Raw genomic sequence first — 19,400 nt, forward strand, 5'->3', positions numbered from 1 at the left:
AAGGCTAGTTTTTCAGCTACTCATCGTTAGTTTTTTTCAAAATACAGTCAGTATTCCCTCAAAAAACTGCCTTGATTAGCGAAAAACTATCTCTTATATACAAGTACTTCACTTGTGAATACAGGTTCTAAGATTCATACCCCCTATCGGCCACAATGAGTGCTTGTTCGAAAGAGAGAATTCTCCATCATTTCAATCAGAGCCTGCCGTTCATCAACATCTCGTCTCTCTTGAACCTAGGCATCGCAATAGAGCTCACTTTCCAAATCAAATAGTGCATCTAAGTGAAGGAGATTATAGGCTTTTCCACCTAATTTTGAAGGAAAATGAGAGGCTGTGTCTTCAGGAATGACTGGAATATGGATATCTAATCCATCTACAGCCAGAATAGTGAGTTCTGTTTTTGGAAGAATAGCCTGCGTAAAGTTTTTGAAGAGCTTTTTAAAGGCTTGGTGCTTAATTTTATACCGATTTTGGACAAAAGCTGCCTTTGAAATGGGGAAGTCTTGATTGATAAGTTCTTTTGATAGTGTTTGACCGCCCATGTTTAGTATAGCGGAAACCATTTGTTGGAAGGAACATTTTCTGGAACGGGTAAAGTCTTTATCTGGTTGGACGATATAAGAAGAACTGTCGGATGAGAGTTGTGAGATGAAAGACTCTAGGATTGTTTGAATAGACTGAACCATGGGAAAACTCCTTTTTAATTTTAGACTATTAATTTATTGAAAAATAAAAAGACCCTATCCAATAAAAATTGGAGTAGGATCCTTAACTTAATGATATTGGCGAGACCTCTCTTTTTTAGCAATCAGATTTCTGAAGCACCGAACCTAGACGTATTGGAACATCTGTTGCTCATGATTATTTGGTTTTTCATGCTCTATCTTTGTTTTCGTTGTTACCAAAAGAGATGGTTTCATACTGTTTTTTGGTGGCTTCAATTTATACAGATTGTCTCCCTCTATACTTGGTATATTATGGCTGATTTTTGTTTCGGGTAATATTCTGGGAAAAGTGATGGTATTTTATTACAATAAAATCATATACTATAAACCGAAAAAATTCTCAAACAAAAAAACTAAAGAGCTTGGGGCTAGGACTAGTTTTGTCCCAAACTCTTTTTAGTTTACATAATTACTTATAGATTTTGATTCTATTCTTTGGCGAATTTCTTGTAGATTTTTACCAATATCACCATTAAGCTGTATTAATTGCTTTGAAAGTTCATCAGGATATGTAAACGTTTCTTGATTTAATGTAATAAACGTTGCTTGGGGATTAGTATAGGTCATTTGCAAAAAAGGATATTTAATGATACCTGGTGTATTCATGCCTACACCAAGTTCTAAATAAATGATTGCTTTTTTGCTATTTTCTTCCAAAAATTCGCTATACCTTTTTTGAGCTTTATGCCATCCTTCATCTTCAACAAAACGATTATCTATCCTTAGATTATTCGTCATAGGAGCACCACACCTAGGACAAGTTGGTATAAGATTAGAAGAGATTTTCATTTCCATTTCAGATTCAACCATCTGATAAATCAACTCTTTGTTGTCATAGTTGGTATAATGACAAGGAACCGAACATTGCATTAAACCATAATCCCCTTGTGTATAAAAAAGCCTTTTTTTATCAAATCCCGCTTTTTGTACTTGATGATCGACATTCGTTGATAAAATAAAATAATCCTTATGTTTAACAATGTCTAATAAATCGATATAGGGTTGACCAACTGGTGCTTCATAGCGATTAATAAAAATATGACGACTCCACCATGCCCAATATTCTTCCTTTGTAGCAAAAGGATAAAAGCCACCAGAATACATGTCTTCGATACCATACTTTTCTTTAAAATCAGAAAAATAGTGTTCAAAACGTTCACCATAATAAGTCAGACCTGCAGAGGCTGATAATCCTGCGCCAATACCAATGAGAACAGCATCTGCTTTTTCTAATTTTTTTACGATGTCATTAATTTGCTCCGAGTAATCTTTTGTAGATTTTTTCATCTTCTTCTTTAAAAACATTGAATACCACCTTCATCTTGCTATCTGTCTCTTTTAAATATTCTTGAACAGTTGCTACTGCCAGTTCTGCTGCTCTCTCATGTGGAAAATGAAATTCTCCTGTTGAAATACAGCAAAATGCTAAACTGTTTAAACCATTAGCATCTGCTAATTCTAAACAAGAGCGATAACTACTCATTAAATCTTTTTCATGATGAGATCGTAATCCACCATCAACAATAGGCCCAACTGTATGTAAAACAGATTGACTCGGCAAATTATAAGCAGGGGTTATCTTCGCCTCACCCGTCTTTTCTAAGTGTCCTTGCTCTTTCATCTGCCGATAACATTCCTGCCGTAATTGAACACCTGCAAAAGTATGAATAGCATTATCAATACACTTGTGATTCGGATAAAAACAACCCAAAAGTTGGCTATTAGCAGCATTAACAATGCCATCTACTTTTAAGGTCGTAATATCACCTCTCCATAGGTATAATTGACCAGAACTCGGAGTCAAATCAGTCAATTTTGTGACTGTTTTTTGTGTTAACTCTTCTTGAAGGTAGGCATTTTGAATATCTAAAAACTCAGCCGACACAGTTTCTGGTGGGCGAACGTTAACCAAAGCTCGTAAAAGTACTTTTTGCTGTTCAACTTCATCAGGGATTACTATACCTGCATATTCTGCTTTTTCTGATAAGAGTATCTTTATTAAATACAATCGCCTTTGTTCTTGGTTCATTATTCCCTCCTTAATTAATTGTTAAAGCGAGACTGAGAAAATCTCAATCTCGCTTTTTATTATCAAAGTACTCTGCTTTTATTGATTATTTACGAACGATACTGATACGTTCTTGGATGTGGTTCCCTTTTTCGATTTCGTCTGCAAAAGCAAGAGCGTAATCAGCATAACTAAGGATACTTTCACCCCGTTCATTTAATGTGAATTGATCACCTGCAAGAATATATTGACCTGTACGCTCACCTTCGGCTTGGAAGTCTGCAGCTGGGCTGACAAATGTCCATTTGACATCATTGCGTTTGCGAAGAACATCAAGTGCATCCGTTTGTGCTTTAGCAAGTGCATAGTATTCTTTCGGAAAATCTGGAGTATCTACCAATTGAACGGTTAGCTCTGGATCAACATATAAGCTACCTGCACCACCGACAACTACAAAACGAGCATCTGAATTAGCCATGATATCTGATAAGTGATTAATCACTTCAACATGCAGATGAAGAGTTTCAGGAGCCCAAGTACCAAATGCGCTAACGACAACTTCAAAATCAGCTACATCTTCCTTTGTGATGGCAAATAAGTCTTTTTGAATATATGTTTGCGCTTTTGAAGCGTTTGTTTCTTCACGACTAAAACCTGTAACATCGTATCCACGACCTACAAGCTCTTCGATGATTAAACGAGCAACACGACCATTTGAACTAATTACTGCAACTTTTGACATTATTTTTTCCTCCAAAAATGTTTTTACAGATTGTAAATGATTTTATTACAACTGATGAATAAAGTATAACAGCTTCCAGATGTAATATCAACAGTTACAACCCAAAAAGTTGAAATTTTTTTATTACAACAAAACATGGTATAATGAGTATGGAAAAAAATAATAAAAGGAAACAAAATGTCATATTCTACACGATTAGCTACTTCAGTTCATATCCTATTAGCCATCCATCATTTTGAAAACAGCGAGAAGGTAACGTCTACATTTCTTGCTGACAGTATTCAAACGAACCCTGTAATTGTCCGCAATTTATTAGGAAAATTACAAAAATCTGGACTTGTGAAAGTGGAAGCTGGAGTAGGTGGAGCGCATTTAACGAAAAAGCCAGAGGAACTTACTCTCTGGGATATTTTTTTAGCTGTTGAGGATCCTCATAAAACTATTTTGAAACCACATGATGATACCAATCCAAATTGTGAAGTTGGGCGTGTTGTTCATTCTGTTCTTGATCCCCGTCTAAATGAGATTCACACCCAATTTCTACAATCATTAAAGGCAATTAATTTAGCTTCTCTCATCACAGATATGGACGATAAAATAGCACAAAACTAGCCCTAAACTCTTTTTAATCAGGAGTCCAGAATGAAGACAAACATCTCGCTTGATGTTTGTCTTTTTCTGTTTATTGGTCTGATAGTCCGTCTTTTTGCCAGAATAGTGGCTATTTGGACAAAATAAAAAGGCTTCCCTGCCCTCATTTTTACCAATTTCTTGAGATTTAAACACGCCAAAGTCAGTCCAACCTTATCCTCCATTTTGGACTTGCCTTTCTCTCTTGTGTAACGAAGATTGTGGTACTCTTTGGCTGTCCCAAAGAGGCGTTCAATGGTTTCTTTCCGCTTCTGGTAGAGCTCCTTCATACCTTTCCTGTGCCGAATCTCTTCACAGCTTTCTAAAGCCTCTTTCCAAATGTGTCGAGTTACCACTTTCTGCTTGTTCTTGCTTTCTGTACAAATTGATAGAAGTGGACAAGTAGCACAGATAGCTGAGTCACTCTTATATTCCCGATAACCTTCTCTGGTTGTAGTGCGATAGGTTAAGACCTGATTCTCAGGACAGATATAACAGTCATAGTATTCATCATAGACAAAATCCTTCGAGCGTAGTTTCCCTTTCTTTCCTTTCGGTCGTGTATACGGAAAGACTGGAGTAATCTCTTGTTCTAGGAGGAAGCGAGCGATACTTGGGGTCTTATAGCCAGAATCGGCAACGAGAAAGCTAGGCTGAAAGGGTTGGAGTTTAGCGAAGAGTACAGGAAAGGCCTGGCTGTCATGGACATTGCCAGCCTCCACGCTATAAGCCAGAGCCCAACCATGCTTGTCACAAGCAACCTGAGCTGTATAAGCAAATACTTCTTCGCTTTCTCATTTTGTAGGCTCAGGCTGAAAAGGTTCCCCGAACCTTTTCACTGGTCCCCTTTATGAAACAAACCACTTTCTGGGTCAGTTGTAGAAATTTTCTTAGCGATGGGTCCCTCCTCTTTTGCGGGCCCTAGCGGCTTTTTTGCATGCTTTTCTCTATCCCTGTTAATTTCAATCTCTAGCTGGTCACTCATAAACTTGGCTTGCTTTTCAATTTCACGATTGATGAATTTACGATTATTCGCCGCAGCCTTGATATGGGTACCGTCAATGAAAATTTCTGTTGGATCTATGAAGCCTGCATTGACGCAGAGACCTAAGATATGGGTGAAAATGCCTTCAATAACTTGTCTATCTTGAAAACGACGGACATAGTTCTTTCCGTAGGTAGTGAAATGAGGCACCTTATCATCCAGTCGAAGACCAAGAAACCAACGGTAGGCAGTGTTGACTTCGATTTCCTTAATGGTTTGACGCATGGAACGAATGCCGAAGAGACACTGAAGGATTGGAATTTTAATGAGCAGAATAGGGTCAAGACTAGGACGCCCTGTATCATCGCTATAGCTATCTGCGACTAAGTCATAGATAAAGGAGAAGTCAATAGCTTCCTCTATTTGACGAAGGAGATGATCTTGAGGAACAAGGTCATCTAAACTGTAGAAACCAAATTGACCGCGATTGTAGTCTGGATTTTCTTTGTGTAACATAGCGATTCTCCCTCTGCTTATTAGCTAGTATTCCTATCTCTATTATACTACTTTACATATGAAAAAGCCGTTAGAAATATAATTCTAACGACTTTGTCTTCATTCTGAAACCCTGTATTTGCAGGGTTTTTTCTATCATGAAAATTCTTCCCAATTATGATAAAATAAAGAGATTGAGAAAGTTGAGGTATCTATGAGAAAGACAAGTAAAAAAGGAAAGGCTACGAGGCGACCAACCAAGGCAGAATTAGCACAGCAAGAACGTGTTAAAAATATCACCCTTCGAGTATTGGGGCTTTTATTCATTGCCTTTGCAGCCAGTCGCCTAGGTGTGTTTGGAGTGACCAGCTACAATATTTTCCGGCTATTATTTGGTAGTCTAGCCTATCTATTATTGGCAGGTGCATTTATCTACCTTCTTATTCCCAAAGTCTTACGCGAAAGAGAAGGGACCATATCGGGCTTCTGGCTGATTGTTATCGGGTTATTAATTGAATTTCAGGCTTATTTAGACTGGACCTATCAAGGGAGTGACCTATTCGGTCATACTCTAAAATTGGCCTTGTCAGACCTAGCTAAGTTTCAGGTAACAGCATTTCTAGGCGGAGGGATGATTGGAAGTATCTTCTATCTGCCAGTCTCCTTCCTCTTTGCAAATGTTGGTTCCTTCTTCATCGGTCTTCTAGTGATAGCATTTGGTATCTTTTTTGTAAGCCCATGGTCTGTTTATGATGTTGCCGATGGCTTGGTGGTTGCCAAAGATAAGTTGGCGGAGACGCAGGTAAAAAGAGCAGAGCTTCGAACACAGAAGAAAGCAGAACGAGAAGAAAAACGTCAGCAAGAATTAGCTTGTCTAGAAGAGGAACGCCTTCGTCTAGAGGAAGAGGAAGAGTCAGCTCGGACTTTGGCACTGGTAGATAGACATGTCGATTTAGAAACAGGTGAAATCCTAGAAGAAGAGCCTGTTCAAGTACCGATTATTTCAGAATATGACCACTTAGACATAGAAGATGAATTTCCAATTATGTTGGCAGAAGATGACCAACCAGCACAATCAAACTCGGCAAGCCAGGCTTCTGACCCAAATGAGTTTGAAAAGGACGAGACAGATGTGGAGATTGATTTCAAGCCTAAGCAGAGACTAGCATATAAACTTCCGTCCATAGACTTATTTGCTCCTATAAAAGCTAAGAGTCAGTCCAATGAAAAACGGATTGTTCGCCAGAATATTAAAGTTTTAGAAGACACCTTTGCCAGTTTTGGAATCAAGGTAGTAGTTGAGCGTGCTGAGATTGGACCATCGGTAACCAAGTATGAAGTCAAACCAGCAGTCGGCGTTCGTGTCAATCGGATTTCTAACCTAGCTGATGATTTGGCTCTAGCCCTTGCGGCTAAAGATGTCCGTATTGAAGCTCCTATCCCGGGAAAATCACTGGTCGGTATTGAAGTTCCAAACTCCGAAGTGGCTACAGTACCTTTCCGTGAGCTCTGGGAACAATCTAAAACAGACCCAGACAAACTTCTGGAAATTCCTCTCGGTAAGGCTGTCAATGGTTCCGTCCGTTCCTTTAACCTAGCACGTATGCCCCATCTATTGGTGGCTGGTTCAACTGGTTCGGGGAAGTCTGTTGCTGTCAACGGTATCATCTCTTCAATTCTCATGAAAGCTGGTCCAGACCAAGTTAAGTTCATGATGATTGACCCCAAAATGGTCGAATTATCGGTCTATAATGATATTCCCCACCTATTGATTCCCGTTGTGACCAACCCACGCAAGGCTGCTCGAGCTCTTCAAAAAGTAGTGGATGAAATGGAGAAACGCTATGAGTTGTTTAGCCAAATTGGTGTCCGAAACTTGGAAGGATATAATGCGAAGGTCGAAGAATTTAATAGCCGTTCAGAAGAAAAACAGATTCCACTTCCTCTCATTGTGGTAATCGTAGATGAGTTGGCAGACTTGATGATGGTAGCCAGCAAGGAAGTGGAAGATGCCATTATTCGCTTGGGACAGAAGGCTCGTGCAGCAGGTATCCACATGATTCTTGCTACCCAGCGACCATCTGTTGATGTTATTTCAGGTTTGATTAAAGCCAATGTACCATCTCGTATCGCCTTTGCCGTATCAAGCGGTACAGACAGTCGGACGATTCTAGATGAAAACGGTGCTGAAAAACTCTTGGGCCGCGGTGACATGCTCTTTAAACCGATTGATGAAAACCATCCAGTCCGCTTGCAAGGTTCTTTTATATCCGATGATGATGTAGAAGCAATAGTTGGCTTTATCAAGGATCAGGCAGATGCAGATTATGATGAATCCTTTGATCCAGGTGAAGTGGCAGAAGGTGATGGCGATGCAGGTTTTGGTGATGCTGGAGGAGATCCACTTTTCAACGAAGCACGTGCCTTGGTAGTTGAGACACAAAAAGCCAGCGCCTCTATGATTCAACGACGCTTGTCTGTTGGTTTTAACAGGGCAACACGCCTCATGGAAGAGCTAGAAGCAGCGGGTGTCATTGGTCCAGCTGAAGGAACAAAACCTAGAAAGGTATTGGAAACACAATAATGAAATTTGATGCAGTTCATCATATTGCAATTATCGGTAGTGACTATGACAAAACAAGAGAATTTTATGTTGAGAAACTAGGTTTTGAACAGGTGGATGAGCATATTCGACCAGAAAAAAATGATATTCTCTTCAATGTCAAAAAAGGCAATCTGATTTTGGAAATTTTCATCAAACCAGATGCGCCAATGCGTCCGGCCATGCCCAATCCTGAACATACAGGTCTACGCCATCTAGCCTTCCAGGTTGCAGATGTGGAAGCCTGTCTGGAAGAATTTGACCGTTTGGGCATTCGACACGAAGCCCTTCGTACAGATGATTTTGATGGTAAAAAAATGGCCTTCTTCTTTGATCCAGATGGCCTCCCTTTAGAAATTCATGAATAAGTCCATCTTTTCATGCCCAGATAGGCCTATCAATATGACAACTAATTAATACTCTTAGAAAATCAAAATCATACGCTGTTGACTTGATTTGATGAACGTCAGTTCTATCTACATCTACGTCGCCTTGTCTGATTTAGTATAAAAAAAGAATCCCCACTGCGCCTGCAACGGGGATTTATTATGCCATCTATTGAAAGGATGGATGATTTTAGGATTTTAAAGTGAAGACCGCAATAACCAAAGCTAGATACATCAAAAAAGTCAAGATAAAACTAGCTCGCCAGAAAACCTTGAAGAAACGGCGATATAAAAAATTCTTTTTCTTTAAAAGGAAGAAACCACAAAGACCAATCGCTAGTAGTGAGAGGGCTAGGACAAGCTGAGGCAGTAGACTGTTATAGTAGGCCTTGTCCGAAATCAGATAAAATTCAATTGCATAGAGAGGAAAGGCAATGTCTGCAAAGTTCCATCCTCGGTTTTGCAACCTAAAAAACTTGACAGCAATTATCGAAATGGCCAAGGTTAGAAAGATGAATAGAAAGGCTACTGTTTTTAAAAATATAATCGATTCAAACATACATTCATTCTATAAAAAATGTGAAAAAAAGTAAACCTAAAGCTTGCATTTCTTTGAAATTCGTGTATAATGAAAAGGTATGTGTAAAACACATACTTGTGGGAGGTAAAAATCTTTAATTACCGCCAAAACCACAATAGGAGGATTTTATATCATGGCTAAAAAAGTCGAAAAACTCGTAAAACTTCAAATTCCTGCAGGTAAAGCTACTCCAGCTCCACCAGTCGGTCCAGCACTTGGTCAAGCAGGTATCAACATCATGGGATTCACAAAAGAGTTTAACGCTCGTACAGCTGACCAAGCTGGTATGATTATCCCAGTAGTTATCTCTGTGTATGAAGATAAGTCATTCACTTTCATCACTAAAACACCACCAGCTGCTGTTCTTTTGAAAAAAGCTGCAGGTGTTGAAAAAGGTTCAGGTACACCAAACAAAACTAAAGTTGCAACAGTTACTCGTGCACAAGTACAAGAAATTGCTGAAACTAAAATGCCTGACTTGAACGCTGCATCTCTTGAAGCTGCAATGCGTATGATCGAAGGTACTGCTCGTTCTATGGGATTCACTGTTACTGACTAAGTAGCACCCAAGATTATCTGATTACAAGGAGACATATAACATGGCTAAAAAAAGCAAAAACTTGCGTGCTGCTCTTGAAAAAATCGACAGCACAAAACTTTACAGCGTAGAAGAAGCTGTTGCTCTTGCAAAAGAAACTAACTTCGCTAAATTTGATGCGTCAGTTGAAGTTGCTTACAACTTGAACATCGACGTACGTAAAGCAGACCAACAAATCCGTGGTGCAATGGTATTGCCAAACGGTACTGGTAAAACTTCACGCGTTCTTGTTTTCGCACGTGGTGCTAAAGCAGAAGAAGCAAAAGCTGCTGGTGCAGACTTTGTTGGTGAAGATGACCTTGTTGCTAAAATCAACGGTGGTTGGTTGGACTTCGACGTTGTTATCGCAACTCCAGATATGATGGCAGTTGTTGGACGTCTTGGTCGTGTACTTGGTCCACGTAACTTGATGCCAAACCCTAAAACTGGTACAGTAACAATGGATGTTGCTAAAGCAGTTGAAGAGTCTAAAGGTGGTAAAATCACTTACCGTGCTGACAAAGCAGGTATCGTACAAGCTCTTATCGGTAAAGTATCATTTGACGCTGACAAACTCGTTGAAAACTTCAAAGCTTTCCACGATGTAATGGCTAAAGCTAAACCAGCTACAGCTAAAGGTACTTACATGACTTCAGTATCAATCACAACAACACAAGGTGTTGGTATCAAAGTTGATCCTAACTCACTTTAATCAATAGAAAGATTGTCTTAAGGCAATCTTTTTTTCTTGAGATTTTCTTGACAAGCACTTGATTTCGATTTATACTATATTCAATTTACATAAAAGGAGTTATCCAATGAAAGTAGCAGAGAAAGAAGAGCTTTATAAATACCTTTCTGCAGCCTACAACCTTCCGCAGGAAGCATTTTCAGAAGCCCTGCGTGAAAAAATGTTGGAGGTTGCAGGTCAGTTGGACAAGGAGGAAAACCTCTATATTCTTGCTGAACATCTCGGTCGTTTTGTTAATGCAGAGTTAACTGCTCTGACTTGTCGAGCACCTAAGGAATTGGTGCAACTAGCCCATTACCTTCAAGAGGTTCAAAACCAATATCGCTATGCCAGTCTTTTTCCAGGAAAGGTAAAATAGGAGAAAACATGACAGAATACACGAAACCACTCGTTTGGAAGTGGGAAGATGAAAATGACAATCGTTCAGGCAATCGTCCAACAGCAGGCAGTCGCTTTGAACATAAATTACCAAAAGGTGACAAGCCCCTCCAAGTTTATTCCTTGGGAACACCTAACGGTATTAAAGTTGCTATTATGCTAGAAGAGTTGAAGGAACTCGGGATTACCGAAGCTGAATATGACCTCTTTCTCATCAATATCGGTCAAGGAGACCAATTTGGCTCCGATTTTGTTGCCATCAACCCCAACTCCAAAATACCAGCTATAGTTGATTATTCGGAGAAGGAGCCAGTTCGGGTCTTTGAATCAGCCAATATTCTCCTCTACTTGGCAGAAAAGTTTGACGCCTTCCTACCAAAAGCTTGGGCAGATCGGACAGAGGTTCTTAATTGGCTCTTCTGGCAAACTGGCGCCGCTCCATTTGTTGGTGGAGGATTTGGACATTTCTTCCATTACGCTCCGACAGCGCAAGAATATCCGATTAATCGCTATACAATGGAAACTAAGCGTCAGCTAGATCTCTTGGATCAACTATTGATGACAAGAGAATATGTAGCTGGAAGTCCCTATACTATCGCAGATATTGCTATTTGGTCTTGGTATGGTCGCTTGGTGCAAGGAGAACTATATCCAGGTTCGGCAGAATTTTTAGATGTTGATTCTTACAAGCATCTAAAGACCTGGGTAGAGAAAATAGCTCAGCGCCCAGCTGTACAACGAGGGTTGACAGTGAAATATCATTCAATTGATAATTGATTGACTTGCCCACCTTATGGGTGGGTTTTTCTTTTACTTTGGTATGATAAAAGTTTATAATGAAAGAGTTAGACTTTGTGAAAATCCAAAAATAGAAATTAATACTCAATGAAAATCAAAATCAGACTAGCTCCAAAGGTTTGGGGAACCTTTGGAGGTTGGAGATAGGGCGAACGTAGTTCGTTACTACTTACGCAGATAGAACCCTGTTACTATTTTGTTTCAAGGTAACAGGCTGAAAGGCTCCACTGGAGCCTTTCACTCATCAAATCAAGTCAACAACGTCTGATTTTGATTTTCGAAGAGTATAATAATTGAGTTTTTCCTGTCTTATATTTACATAGAAAGTAATAGAAAAATGTCCGAAAAAGTTGAAATGCAGCAGTCCAAAGAACAGGCGACAATGGCCAGAGGCTTGGCTTGGTTGACTGCTGGAAATATCCTTAGTCGCCTGCTCGGTGTTGCCTATGTTATTCCCTGGTATATTTGGTTAGGGGAATATCGAGCTGAAGCCAATGCCCTCTTTAGTATGGGGTATCAAATCTATGCTAACTTCTTATTGATTTCAACAGCTGGTCTTCCGACAGCAATTGCCAAACAAGTAGCTAAATACAATGTCTTGGGTAAAGAAGAGGTATCGCTTTACTTGGTCAGAGAATTCTTCAAGCTCATGTTGGTCTTTGGAGCTGTCTTTGCAGGGGTCATGTATCTAAGTGCTCCGTGGTTGGCAGACGCATCGGGGTCGAAGGAAAAGTTACTTCCAGTCATGTATAGTCTAGTCCCGCCTCTCTTTATCTTCCCAGCCATGAGTATCTTGCGTGGTTTTTTCCAAGGTCGGCACGATATGAAGCCCTATGCGATCAGCCAGCTTGCAGAGCAGCTGGTACGGGTTATCTGGATACTGGCAGCAACATTTATGATTATGAAGTTGGGTAGCGGTGACTATCTTGAAGCAGTTGTCCAATCTACCTTTGCAGCTTTTGTCGGGATGATTGCTAGTGTTGGGATTTTAGTTTATACTTTATGGAAACAAGGTTACCTTGGTAAGTTACTTCATGCTAAGAAACAAAAGATTTCTTTGGATACAGGTCAACTTATTAAGGAAACTGTTCGAGATGCGATTCCAATTATCATTTTAGGTCTAACGATTCAATTATTGCAGTTTATTGACCAAGTCACCTTTATTCGTGTTATGGAAAGAATTACGGATTACAGTAATTCGGAACTTTTGGAACTTTATTCATATATGGCTGCCAATCCAAGTAAGATTACGATGATGATTATCGGGATTTCACTGAGTTTGGGAAGTGTTGCTATTCCATTGATTACAGAGAAATTTGTCAAGAAAGATTTGAGGGTGGCGTCTCATTTAGTGGCGGATAATCTACAATTACTCTTTATATTCACTATACCGGCAATTGTTGGAACAGTCCTGTTAGCTGGGCCACTCTATACGATTTTTTACGGACCGTCAGAGCCTATCGCCATTACTCTATTCATTTGGAACTTATTTTTAATTTTACCTCTGGGACTATATTCTGTCATTAGTGTGGTCATTCAAGCGATATTTGAAAATAGAAGGGCCATTTATTATTTCTTGATTGGGATGCTAGTGAAAATCGTTTTACAAGTACCAATGATCTATGTCTTTAAGGTATATGGTAGCTTTATCTCAACGATATTTGGGTTGGGAATTATGCTGTACCTCTTCTATAGACGAATTGACAAGGTTCTGCATATTGATGAAAGACTAGTGATAAAAGACATTGCGACCATTAGTTGGATTTCTATCGTAATGGGACTCGTTGTATGGGGGATTGAATTTGTCTTGAATCTTATCCTTCCAGCAAATGGCTATGTATCTAGCTTTATCCACTTGGCTGTTGCAGGTGGAGCAGGTATGCTTGTTTTTGTCATCTTGACATTGAAGACTCGTCAGCTAGATCGTTTAATTGGAAGTCGGGCTCAGAGTTTACGGAGGAAATTGCGCCTAGGCTAGTTTGTTTTAAAAATCTCTATTTTCTACTATTGAAAAGCTGGGAAAAAGAAGCATTTTAGGATGTGAGAAGGAAAGTTCGTTGAGGATTTTCCTTTTTTCTTGGAGATTTCAGTATAAAAAAAACGGTTTTTGTGGTAGAATAGTAGGGATAAAAAAGAGGAGAGAGATGATGAAACCTAAATACGAACGTATTCTAATCAAACTATCTGGTGAAGCCTTGGCTGGTGAACGTGGTGTCGGTATTGACCTCAAAACTGTTCAGGAAATGGCAAAGGAAATTCAGGAAGTCGCAGAATCAGGTATTCAGATTGCCCTTGTTATTGGTGGTGGTAACCTTTGGCGTGGAGAACCTGCTGCTGAAGCGGGTATGGATCGAGTTCAAGCAGACTATACAGGCATGTTGGGGACTGTTATGAATGCTCTTGTAATGGCTGATTCCCTTAAACAGCTTGGTGTGGATACACGTGTGCAGACAGCGATTGCGATGCAGTCAGTTGCAGAGCCTTATATTCGTGGTCGTGCTCTTCGTCATCTTGAAAAAGGTCGCATTGTTATTTTTGGAGCTGGTATTGGTTCTCCGTACTTCTCAACGGATACGACAGCGGCTCTTCGTGCTGCAGAAATTGAAGCAGATGCGATTTTGATGGCTAAAAATGGTGTGGATGGCGTCTACAATGTCGATCCGAAGAAAGATGCCAATGCGGTTAAATTCAATGAATTGACCCACCGTGAAGTGATTAGTCGTGGTTTGAAAATCATGGATGCAACAGCATCTACGCTGTCAATGGACAACGATATTGACTTGGTAGTTTTCAATATGAATGAGCCAGGAAATATCAAGCGTGTTGTCTTTGGTGAACAAATCGGTACAACGGTTTCTAACTCTACTGAAGAAAAATAAAACATAAAAAATTAAAGAAGGAAGTCTTATGTCTAAAGAAATTATTGCTAAAGCCCAAGAGCGTATGAACCAATCTCATCAGAGTTTGGCACGTGAATTTAGCCACATTCGTGCTGGTCGTGCCAACGCTAGCTTGTTGGACCGTATTTCAGTAGAATACTACGGTGCGCCAACTCCCTTGAACCAGTTGGCTGGTATTACTGTTCCAGAGGCTCGTGTTCTCTTGATTACACCATTTGACAAGTCTATCTTGAAAGATATTGAGCGTGCCTTGAATGCTTCTGACCTTGGTTTGACACCTCAGTCTGATGGTACAGTTATCCGTTTGGTTATTCCTGCCTTGACAGAGGAAACACGTAAAAACTTGGCAAAAGATGTGAAAAAAGTGGGTGAAAACTCTAAGGTTGCTATCCGTAATATCCGTCGTGATGCCATGGATGAGGCTAAAAAAGCTGAGAAAGCCAAGGAAATCACTGAAGATGATTTGAAGACACTTGAAAAAGATATTCAAAAAGTCACTGACGATGCCATTAAGACAATCGATAAGATGACTGCCGATAAGGAAAAAGAATTGTTGGAAGTTTAATCAACACGTTTTTAGGCTACAAAAATAGATCATCACTGGGCTGTCTAACTTCCAGTGGTGAACCAATAAGAAATCTAATGGGGGGAGTTAGACAAGACTTCCCCCACTTTTTAATCAGAAAGAAGAAAATCATGAATGATTTATTAGCACAGTATATCGTTGGTTTAGTGACTGACGAAAACGATCAGTTTTACTTTGTCCAAAAAGAGGGTAGACCCTTTGCTCTTTCTAAGGATGAAGGCGAACATAGTCTAGGTCAATCTGTTAAAGGATTTGCCTATACCGATATGAAACAAAAACTCCGTTTGACAACTAAGGAAGTTGGGGCGAGTCGTACCAGATTTGGTTGGGGAACTGTCACAGAGGTACGTAAGGATTTGGGTGTCTTTGTGGATACAGGTCTGCCAGACAAGCAAGTGGTTGTTTCCTTGGACATTTTGCCTGAAATCAAGGAACTCTGGCCGAAAAAAGGGGATCAGTTGTACGTCAAATTAGACGTCGATAAGAAGGACCGCATTTGGGCTCTACCAGCTTTTCAGGAAGATTTTCAGAAAATGGCTGGACCTGCTTATGACAATATGCAAAACCAAAATCTGCGAGCGATTGTCTATCGTTTGAAAATGAATGGTACTTTTGTTTATTTGCCAGACAACAACATGCTTGGTTTTATCCATCCGAGCGAACGCTTTGCGGAACCGCGTCTGGGTCAGGTTTTGGAGGCGCGTGTCATCGGCTACCGTGCAGTTGATCGGACATTGAACTTGTCTCTCAAGCCACGTTCATTTGAGATGCTGGAAAATGATGCTCAGATGATATTGACTTATCTGGAAAGCAATGGAGGTTTCATGACCTTGAACGATAAGTCTGCTCCGGAAGACATCAAGGCCACCTTTGGTATTTCCAAAGGGCAATTCAAAAAAGCCCTGGGTGGTTTGATGAAGGCTGGTAAGATCAAGCAAGATGAATTTGGAACGGAGTTGATCTAAAAATGAGAGTCTATATTGCTGGAAGTGGTGCCATGGGCTGTCGGTTTGGCTATCAGTTGTCTAAAACCAAGCACGAAGTGATTTTGTTGGATAACTGGGATGCTCATATTGCTGCCATTCGTGAAAATGGCTTGCAGGTGACGGGTGATTTTGATGATGTGGTTCACTTACCGATTATGAAGCCGACTGAGGCGACGGAAGTAGCTGATTTGATTATCCTTCTGACCAAGGCGGACCAGTTGCCTAAGATGTTGCAGGATATTAAGGGGATTATTGGTAAGAAGACCAAGGTTCTCAGCCTGTTGAATGGGCTGGGTCATGCGACCACCATGCGCCGTTATGTGCCAGATGAAAGTATCATGGTTGGAGTGACCATGTGGTTGGCGGGACTAAAGGGTCCTGGACATGCTCACTTAGAAGGTCCGGGTTCTATGTCCGTTCAGCATATTCTTGGTGATGAGCAATCAGTTGCGGATATTATTGAAATGCTGAATGAAGCTGGACTAAATGTGACCTATGACAATCATGTTGTCAGTGCTATTTGGCAGAAAGCCTGTGTCAATGGTGTGATGAATCCAACTTGTACCATTTTAGACTGTACAATTGGTGAATTATTTGGTACGGAGGCTGGACTGAATCTAGTACAAGGGATTTTCAAAGAATTTATTGCTGTTGCTAAGTCTGAGGCAGATGGAATTGACGAAGAAGCTATTTGGAAATATGTTATTGATGCTTCGAAGAAGGCTTCCAATCACTATCCATCTATGCACCAGGATTTGGTCCAACATGGTCGAAAGACAGAAATTGATTATCTGAATGGAGCGGTTGTTTTTAAGGGCAAACGTGCAGGTATTCCTACGCCATACTGTCAGATGATAACAGATATGGTTCACGCCAAGGAAAGTATGCTGGGGTTGAGATAGGAGAAAGTCATGCTGATTGAAGTGGAAACGATTGAAGAATATATGGCTGCCTTGCCTGAGAATCGGAAGGAAGCGGTTGAACGGCTCCATCAAGTGATTGTGGAACAGTTACCAGCTGGTTTTGAAGTAGGCATCTTGGGAGGTATGATTAACTATTATGTGCCGCTTGCTGCCTACCCTGATGGTTATCATTGCACACCGGGAGAGCCCGTGCCTTTCCTTGCCTTGGCATCACAAAAGGCACACATCGCCCTCTACCACATGGGAATCTATATGGACCAAGAGTTGAATGATTGGTTCGTTGCTGCTTATCAAGCACAGGTGCCTACCAAACTGGATATGGGCAAGTCCTGTGTTCGTATGAAAAATCCCAAGAATATCCCTTATGAATTGATAGGGGAATTGGTTAGTAAGATGTCTATGGAGCGCTATATAGAGCTCTACGAAAAAAATCATAGAAAGTAGATGTAGTGAGAAGAAGTTTTTATTCTTGGTTGATGACCCAGCGTAATCCTAAGAGCAATGCGCCTGTTGCGATTTTAGCAGACTATGCTTTTGAGGAGATTGATTTTCCGAAACAGTCAGATGACTTTGATGAGGTCAGTCGTTTCTTGGAAGAATCGGCTAGCTTTGCCTTTTCCATGTCTGATTTTGATGCGATTTGGGAAGATTATTTGGGACATTGATGACAAAAGAAGATAAAGCAAATACATATTTGTATCTTGCTTTTTTTTATTTGTATGTATTGCGCCGATAATTGTTGGAAGAATTGTTCGTATTTTGATATAATGACAGGAGAAGGTAGCATTTGATGCAAAAGAAATGAAAGGAGATCATATGCACAAATTTTTTTACGAACAGAAGAAAACGTTTTCTTTCAGAAAACTGACTATCGGTCTTGTTTCCCTGTGTGTGGGTACTAGCCTACTATTTGGTATCCAGTCCCAAGAAGTTTCAGCTTCGACAGTAAGTCCTAGTCAGATTCGTTTTGAATATGTTTTAGAGGCGGAATTATCGACAGAGGAGCGACAGTTGATTCAGTCTAGCCTACCAGCTGAATTGAAGGAAGAAGCGACCTATTTTGTGGTTTATCGTCCCTCTAAGAAAGTTCTTCCTGCAACGGGTGAGCTAGCTGGTTCAGGTTTGGCTGTCCTAGGACTAGGTTTCTTGGTTTTAGCTGTTTCTGCGACCAAGTCTAAGAAGGCGCGTGTCTTGACCATGCTTTATGTGACAACTAGTGGTCTGGCTCTACCTATTTTGGAAGTAGGAGCAGTTCAAAGTTCAGCACTGGCTGCTTACAATCAGACCTATGTTCTTAAACCAGGTGAGGCTTTGCCAGATGGTAGGTTGATGATTGCTGGCTATGACTTTGTGGGCTATTATGTTCAGGAGTCATCAGTCAAGACCAGTCTTCCTCCATCAGAAACGGAAAAAAATGATGCAGCTAAGGGTACACAAGCTAGTTCAGTACAATCAGAAGGTAAGAAATCTGATTTAGAAGAACTTGCGAAACCAGATGTTCTTCAGGATAATTCTGAAAGCCAACTTTCCAACAGAGATGATAGTCTACAATTGCCTCTTACGGAGTCTTCGGTTGAAAAAACGGAGAATACAGTCTCTTCAGAAACAACAAATTCGCAAACAGGCGATGGTTTAGCTTCTCCATCAAATACATCAACTGTTGCTGATAAAAAAGAGGACACTCCTAATACAGAAGAAAGCCAAAATAGCGGACTTGATTCTACTTTGCAGATTCCAGGCTTACTTATCTTGAATCGTAAGGATAGAACAGATGCAGTAACAGAAGTGGCATCTGTTGGTCAAGCATTACCTTTTGTGGCCTTTCGTAAGGAAAAAGAAACGTTTGCTTTGGAGTTGGTTAAACAAGAGGATCCGCAGCTTGAAATTGGCAAGTCTCGCCTTGTTCCTGGTCAAGAGGGAGAGAAAGAGATTACTTATGCTGATTTTGTTCAAGGAGAGAAGATTCTTCGGAGTGAAAAGATTTCCGAACAGGTGACGAAGAACGCAGTAGCACCTATAATGTATGTAGGTATTAAGCAAGTAGAAGCACCAGTTATTCCACTGCCAGAAGTTCCATCTTCTCCAAAAGTGGAATCGGAGATCTCAGATGCAGGTTCAACGGATGCGAATAGCAGTGCAAGTCAGCATACAGAGCAACCTAAACCATCAACCCCAGATTCAACAGTCGACCTTCCAGTTCCGCCTCAACCAGAAGTAAGGCCTGAGGTCGACGTTCCAGTCCCACCTCAGCCTGAAACAACTCCAGAAACAGAGGAGCCCGTATCCCCACAACCAGAAGTGGTTCCAGAAACAGAGGTAGCAGAAACCCCGCAACCAGAAATGGT

General features: G+C 40.5%; 20 protein-coding genes and 1 pseudogene. 15 read left to right on the forward strand and 6 right to left on the reverse strand.

What is annotated here, in order from left to right:
- Positions 1 to 236: 236 nt before the first annotated feature.
- The 4 genes from F9856_RS05475 to F9856_RS05490 form a co-directional block, all read right to left on the reverse strand.
- A complete protein-coding gene (locus F9856_RS05475; protein ID WP_079268047.1) occupies positions 237 to 689 on the reverse strand; it encodes a hypothetical protein in 453 nt (150 codons plus the stop codon).
- 435 nt (positions 690 to 1,124) lie between these two features.
- Positions 1,125 to 2,033, reverse strand: coding sequence for an SIR2 family NAD-dependent protein deacylase (locus tag F9856_RS05480; RefSeq protein WP_027972278.1), 909 nt, complete (start codon positions 2,031 to 2,033; stop codon positions 1,125 to 1,127).
- On the reverse strand, positions 1,978 to 2,757 hold the full coding sequence (locus F9856_RS05485) for a protein-ADP-ribose hydrolase (RefSeq protein WP_024398850.1): 780 nt from the start codon (positions 2,755 to 2,757) through the stop codon (positions 1,978 to 1,980). Before F9856_RS05485 ends, F9856_RS05480 begins: the two co-directional genes overlap by 56 nt.
- Positions 2,758 to 2,842: 85 nt before the next feature.
- On the reverse strand, positions 2,843 to 3,478 hold the full coding sequence (locus tag F9856_RS05490) for an NAD(P)-dependent oxidoreductase (RefSeq protein WP_024398851.1): 636 nt from the start codon (positions 3,476 to 3,478) through the stop codon (positions 2,843 to 2,845).
- A gap of 177 nt (positions 3,479 to 3,655) precedes the next feature.
- Here F9856_RS05490 and F9856_RS05495 point away from each other — a divergent pair, with 177 nt between their 5' ends.
- Positions 3,656 to 4,090, forward strand: a complete 435-nt coding sequence (locus F9856_RS05495) for an Rrf2 family transcriptional regulator (RefSeq protein ID WP_024398852.1) — start codon at positions 3,656 to 3,658, stop codon at positions 4,088 to 4,090.
- A 17-nt stretch (positions 4,091 to 4,107) separates the two neighbouring features.
- Here the strand turns inward: F9856_RS05495 and F9856_RS05500 are convergent.
- A pseudogene (locus F9856_RS05500) lies at positions 4,108 to 5,609 on the reverse strand (IS1182 family transposase).
- Between the two features lie 193 nt (positions 5,610 to 5,802).
- Between F9856_RS05500 and F9856_RS05505 the strand changes: the two are divergent.
- Positions 5,803 to 8,172: an FtsK/SpoIIIE family DNA translocase gene (locus F9856_RS05505; protein WP_202105991.1), complete on the forward strand. Its 2,370-nt coding sequence runs from the start codon at positions 5,803 to 5,805 to the stop codon at positions 8,170 to 8,172.
- Positions 8,172 to 8,558: a VOC family protein gene (locus tag F9856_RS05510; protein WP_053863578.1), complete on the forward strand. Its 387-nt coding sequence runs from the start codon at positions 8,172 to 8,174 to the stop codon at positions 8,556 to 8,558. The genes F9856_RS05505 and F9856_RS05510 overlap by 1 nt, the downstream gene beginning before the upstream one ends.
- A 208-nt stretch (positions 8,559 to 8,766) precedes the next feature.
- Here the strand turns inward: F9856_RS05510 and F9856_RS05515 are convergent, their stop codons facing one another.
- The gene (locus tag F9856_RS05515; RefSeq protein WP_024409732.1) at positions 8,767 to 9,135 is read right to left on the reverse strand and encodes a DUF3397 domain-containing protein; all 369 of its coding nucleotides are present in this window, start codon (positions 9,133 to 9,135) and stop codon (positions 8,767 to 8,769) included.
- 154 nt (positions 9,136 to 9,289) lie between these two features.
- Between F9856_RS05515 and rplK the strand changes: the two genes are divergently transcribed.
- The 12 genes from rplK to F9856_RS05575 all read left to right on the forward strand — a co-directional run.
- Positions 9,290 to 9,715: a 50S ribosomal protein L11 gene (gene rplK / locus F9856_RS05520; protein WP_002935890.1), complete on the forward strand. Its 426-nt coding sequence runs from the start codon at positions 9,290 to 9,292 to the stop codon at positions 9,713 to 9,715.
- A 40-nt stretch (positions 9,716 to 9,755) separates the two neighbouring features.
- Positions 9,756 to 10,445 carry a 50S ribosomal protein L1 gene (gene rplA / locus F9856_RS05525; protein WP_004194879.1) on the forward strand — a complete coding sequence of 230 codons (690 nt, stop codon included), beginning with the start codon at positions 9,756 to 9,758 and terminating at the stop codon, positions 10,443 to 10,445.
- Between the two features lie 106 nt (positions 10,446 to 10,551).
- Entirely contained in the window at positions 10,552 to 10,842 is a 291-nt protein-coding gene (locus F9856_RS05530; protein WP_024399097.1) for a hypothetical protein, read from the forward strand.
- An 8-nt stretch (positions 10,843 to 10,850) separates the two neighbouring features.
- Positions 10,851 to 11,639, forward strand: a complete 789-nt coding sequence (gene yghU / locus F9856_RS05535) for a glutathione-dependent disulfide-bond oxidoreductase (protein WP_202105992.1) — start codon at positions 10,851 to 10,853, stop codon at positions 11,637 to 11,639.
- Positions 11,640 to 11,997: 358 nt separating this feature from the next.
- Positions 11,998 to 13,638 carry a putative polysaccharide biosynthesis protein gene (locus F9856_RS05540; RefSeq protein ID WP_202105993.1) on the forward strand — a complete coding sequence of 547 codons (1,641 nt, stop codon included), beginning with the start codon at positions 11,998 to 12,000 and terminating at the stop codon, positions 13,636 to 13,638.
- A gap of 166 nt (positions 13,639 to 13,804) precedes the next feature.
- Positions 13,805 to 14,539, forward strand: a complete 735-nt coding sequence (pyrH, locus tag F9856_RS05545; protein WP_202105994.1) for a UMP kinase — start codon at positions 13,805 to 13,807, stop codon at positions 14,537 to 14,539.
- Between the two features lie 28 nt (positions 14,540 to 14,567).
- A complete protein-coding gene (gene frr / locus F9856_RS05550) occupies positions 14,568 to 15,125 on the forward strand; it encodes a ribosome recycling factor (RefSeq protein ID WP_044690115.1) in 558 nt (185 codons plus the stop codon).
- A gap of 131 nt (positions 15,126 to 15,256) precedes the next feature.
- On the forward strand, positions 15,257 to 16,111 hold the full coding sequence (gene cvfB, locus F9856_RS05555; RefSeq protein WP_202105995.1) for an RNA-binding virulence regulatory protein CvfB: 855 nt from the start codon (positions 15,257 to 15,259) through the stop codon (positions 16,109 to 16,111).
- A 2-nt stretch (positions 16,112 to 16,113) separates the two neighbouring features.
- Entirely contained in the window at positions 16,114 to 17,034 is a 921-nt protein-coding gene (locus tag F9856_RS05560) for a 2-dehydropantoate 2-reductase (protein WP_202105996.1), read from the forward strand.
- A 9-nt stretch (positions 17,035 to 17,043) separates the two neighbouring features.
- Entirely contained in the window at positions 17,044 to 17,499 is a 456-nt protein-coding gene (locus tag F9856_RS05565; protein ID WP_024415907.1) for a DUF1801 domain-containing protein, read from the forward strand.
- A 5-nt stretch (positions 17,500 to 17,504) separates the two neighbouring features.
- Positions 17,505 to 17,720, forward strand: coding sequence for a YozE family protein (locus tag F9856_RS05570; protein ID WP_044688734.1), 216 nt, complete (start codon positions 17,505 to 17,507; stop codon positions 17,718 to 17,720).
- A gap of 151 nt (positions 17,721 to 17,871) precedes the next feature.
- On the forward strand, positions 17,872 to 19,400 hold a 1,529-nt coding region (locus F9856_RS05575; protein ID WP_202105997.1), incomplete at its 3' end, for a G5 domain-containing protein.

Source organism: Streptococcus suis, from assembly GCF_016743335.1.
Taxonomy (GTDB): Bacteria; Bacillota; Bacilli; order Lactobacillales; family Streptococcaceae; genus Streptococcus; species Streptococcus suis_Y.

Coding starts and splice junctions, on each gene's coding strand:
- F9856_RS05485 (WP_024398850.1), bottom strand. CDS start 2,757: ATGAACCAAGAACAAAGGCGATTGTATTTAATAAAGATACTCTTATCA.
- frr (WP_044690115.1), top strand. CDS start 14,568: ATGTCTAAAGAAATTATTGCTAAAGCCCAAGAGCGTATGAACCAATCT.
- rplA (WP_004194879.1), top strand. CDS start 9,756: ATGGCTAAAAAAAGCAAAAACTTGCGTGCTGCTCTTGAAAAAATCGAC.
- F9856_RS05475 (WP_079268047.1), bottom strand. CDS start 689: ATGGTTCAGTCTATTCAAACAATCCTAGAGTCTTTCATCTCACAACTC.
- F9856_RS05565 (WP_024415907.1), top strand. CDS start 17,044: ATGCTGATTGAAGTGGAAACGATTGAAGAATATATGGCTGCCTTGCCT.
- cvfB (WP_202105995.1), top strand. CDS start 15,257: ATGAATGATTTATTAGCACAGTATATCGTTGGTTTAGTGACTGACGAA.
- F9856_RS05515 (WP_024409732.1), bottom strand. CDS start 9,135: ATGTTTGAATCGATTATATTTTTAAAAACAGTAGCCTTTCTATTCATC.
- F9856_RS05505 (WP_202105991.1), top strand. CDS start 5,803: ATGAGAAAGACAAGTAAAAAAGGAAAGGCTACGAGGCGACCAACCAAG.
- yghU (WP_202105992.1), top strand. CDS start 10,851: ATGACAGAATACACGAAACCACTCGTTTGGAAGTGGGAAGATGAAAAT.
- F9856_RS05490 (WP_024398851.1), bottom strand. CDS start 3,478: ATGTCAAAAGTTGCAGTAATTAGTTCAAATGGTCGTGTTGCTCGTTTA.
- rplK (WP_002935890.1), top strand. CDS start 9,290: ATGGCTAAAAAAGTCGAAAAACTCGTAAAACTTCAAATTCCTGCAGGT.
- F9856_RS05560 (WP_202105996.1), top strand. CDS start 16,114: ATGAGAGTCTATATTGCTGGAAGTGGTGCCATGGGCTGTCGGTTTGGC.
- F9856_RS05495 (WP_024398852.1), top strand. CDS start 3,656: ATGTCATATTCTACACGATTAGCTACTTCAGTTCATATCCTATTAGCC.
- F9856_RS05510 (WP_053863578.1), top strand. CDS start 8,172: ATGAAATTTGATGCAGTTCATCATATTGCAATTATCGGTAGTGACTAT.
- F9856_RS05540 (WP_202105993.1), top strand. CDS start 11,998: ATGTCCGAAAAAGTTGAAATGCAGCAGTCCAAAGAACAGGCGACAATG.
- pyrH (WP_202105994.1), top strand. CDS start 13,805: ATGATGAAACCTAAATACGAACGTATTCTAATCAAACTATCTGGTGAA.
- F9856_RS05480 (WP_027972278.1), bottom strand. CDS start 2,033: ATGTTTTTAAAGAAGAAGATGAAAAAATCTACAAAAGATTACTCGGAG.
- F9856_RS05530 (WP_024399097.1), top strand. CDS start 10,552: ATGAAAGTAGCAGAGAAAGAAGAGCTTTATAAATACCTTTCTGCAGCC.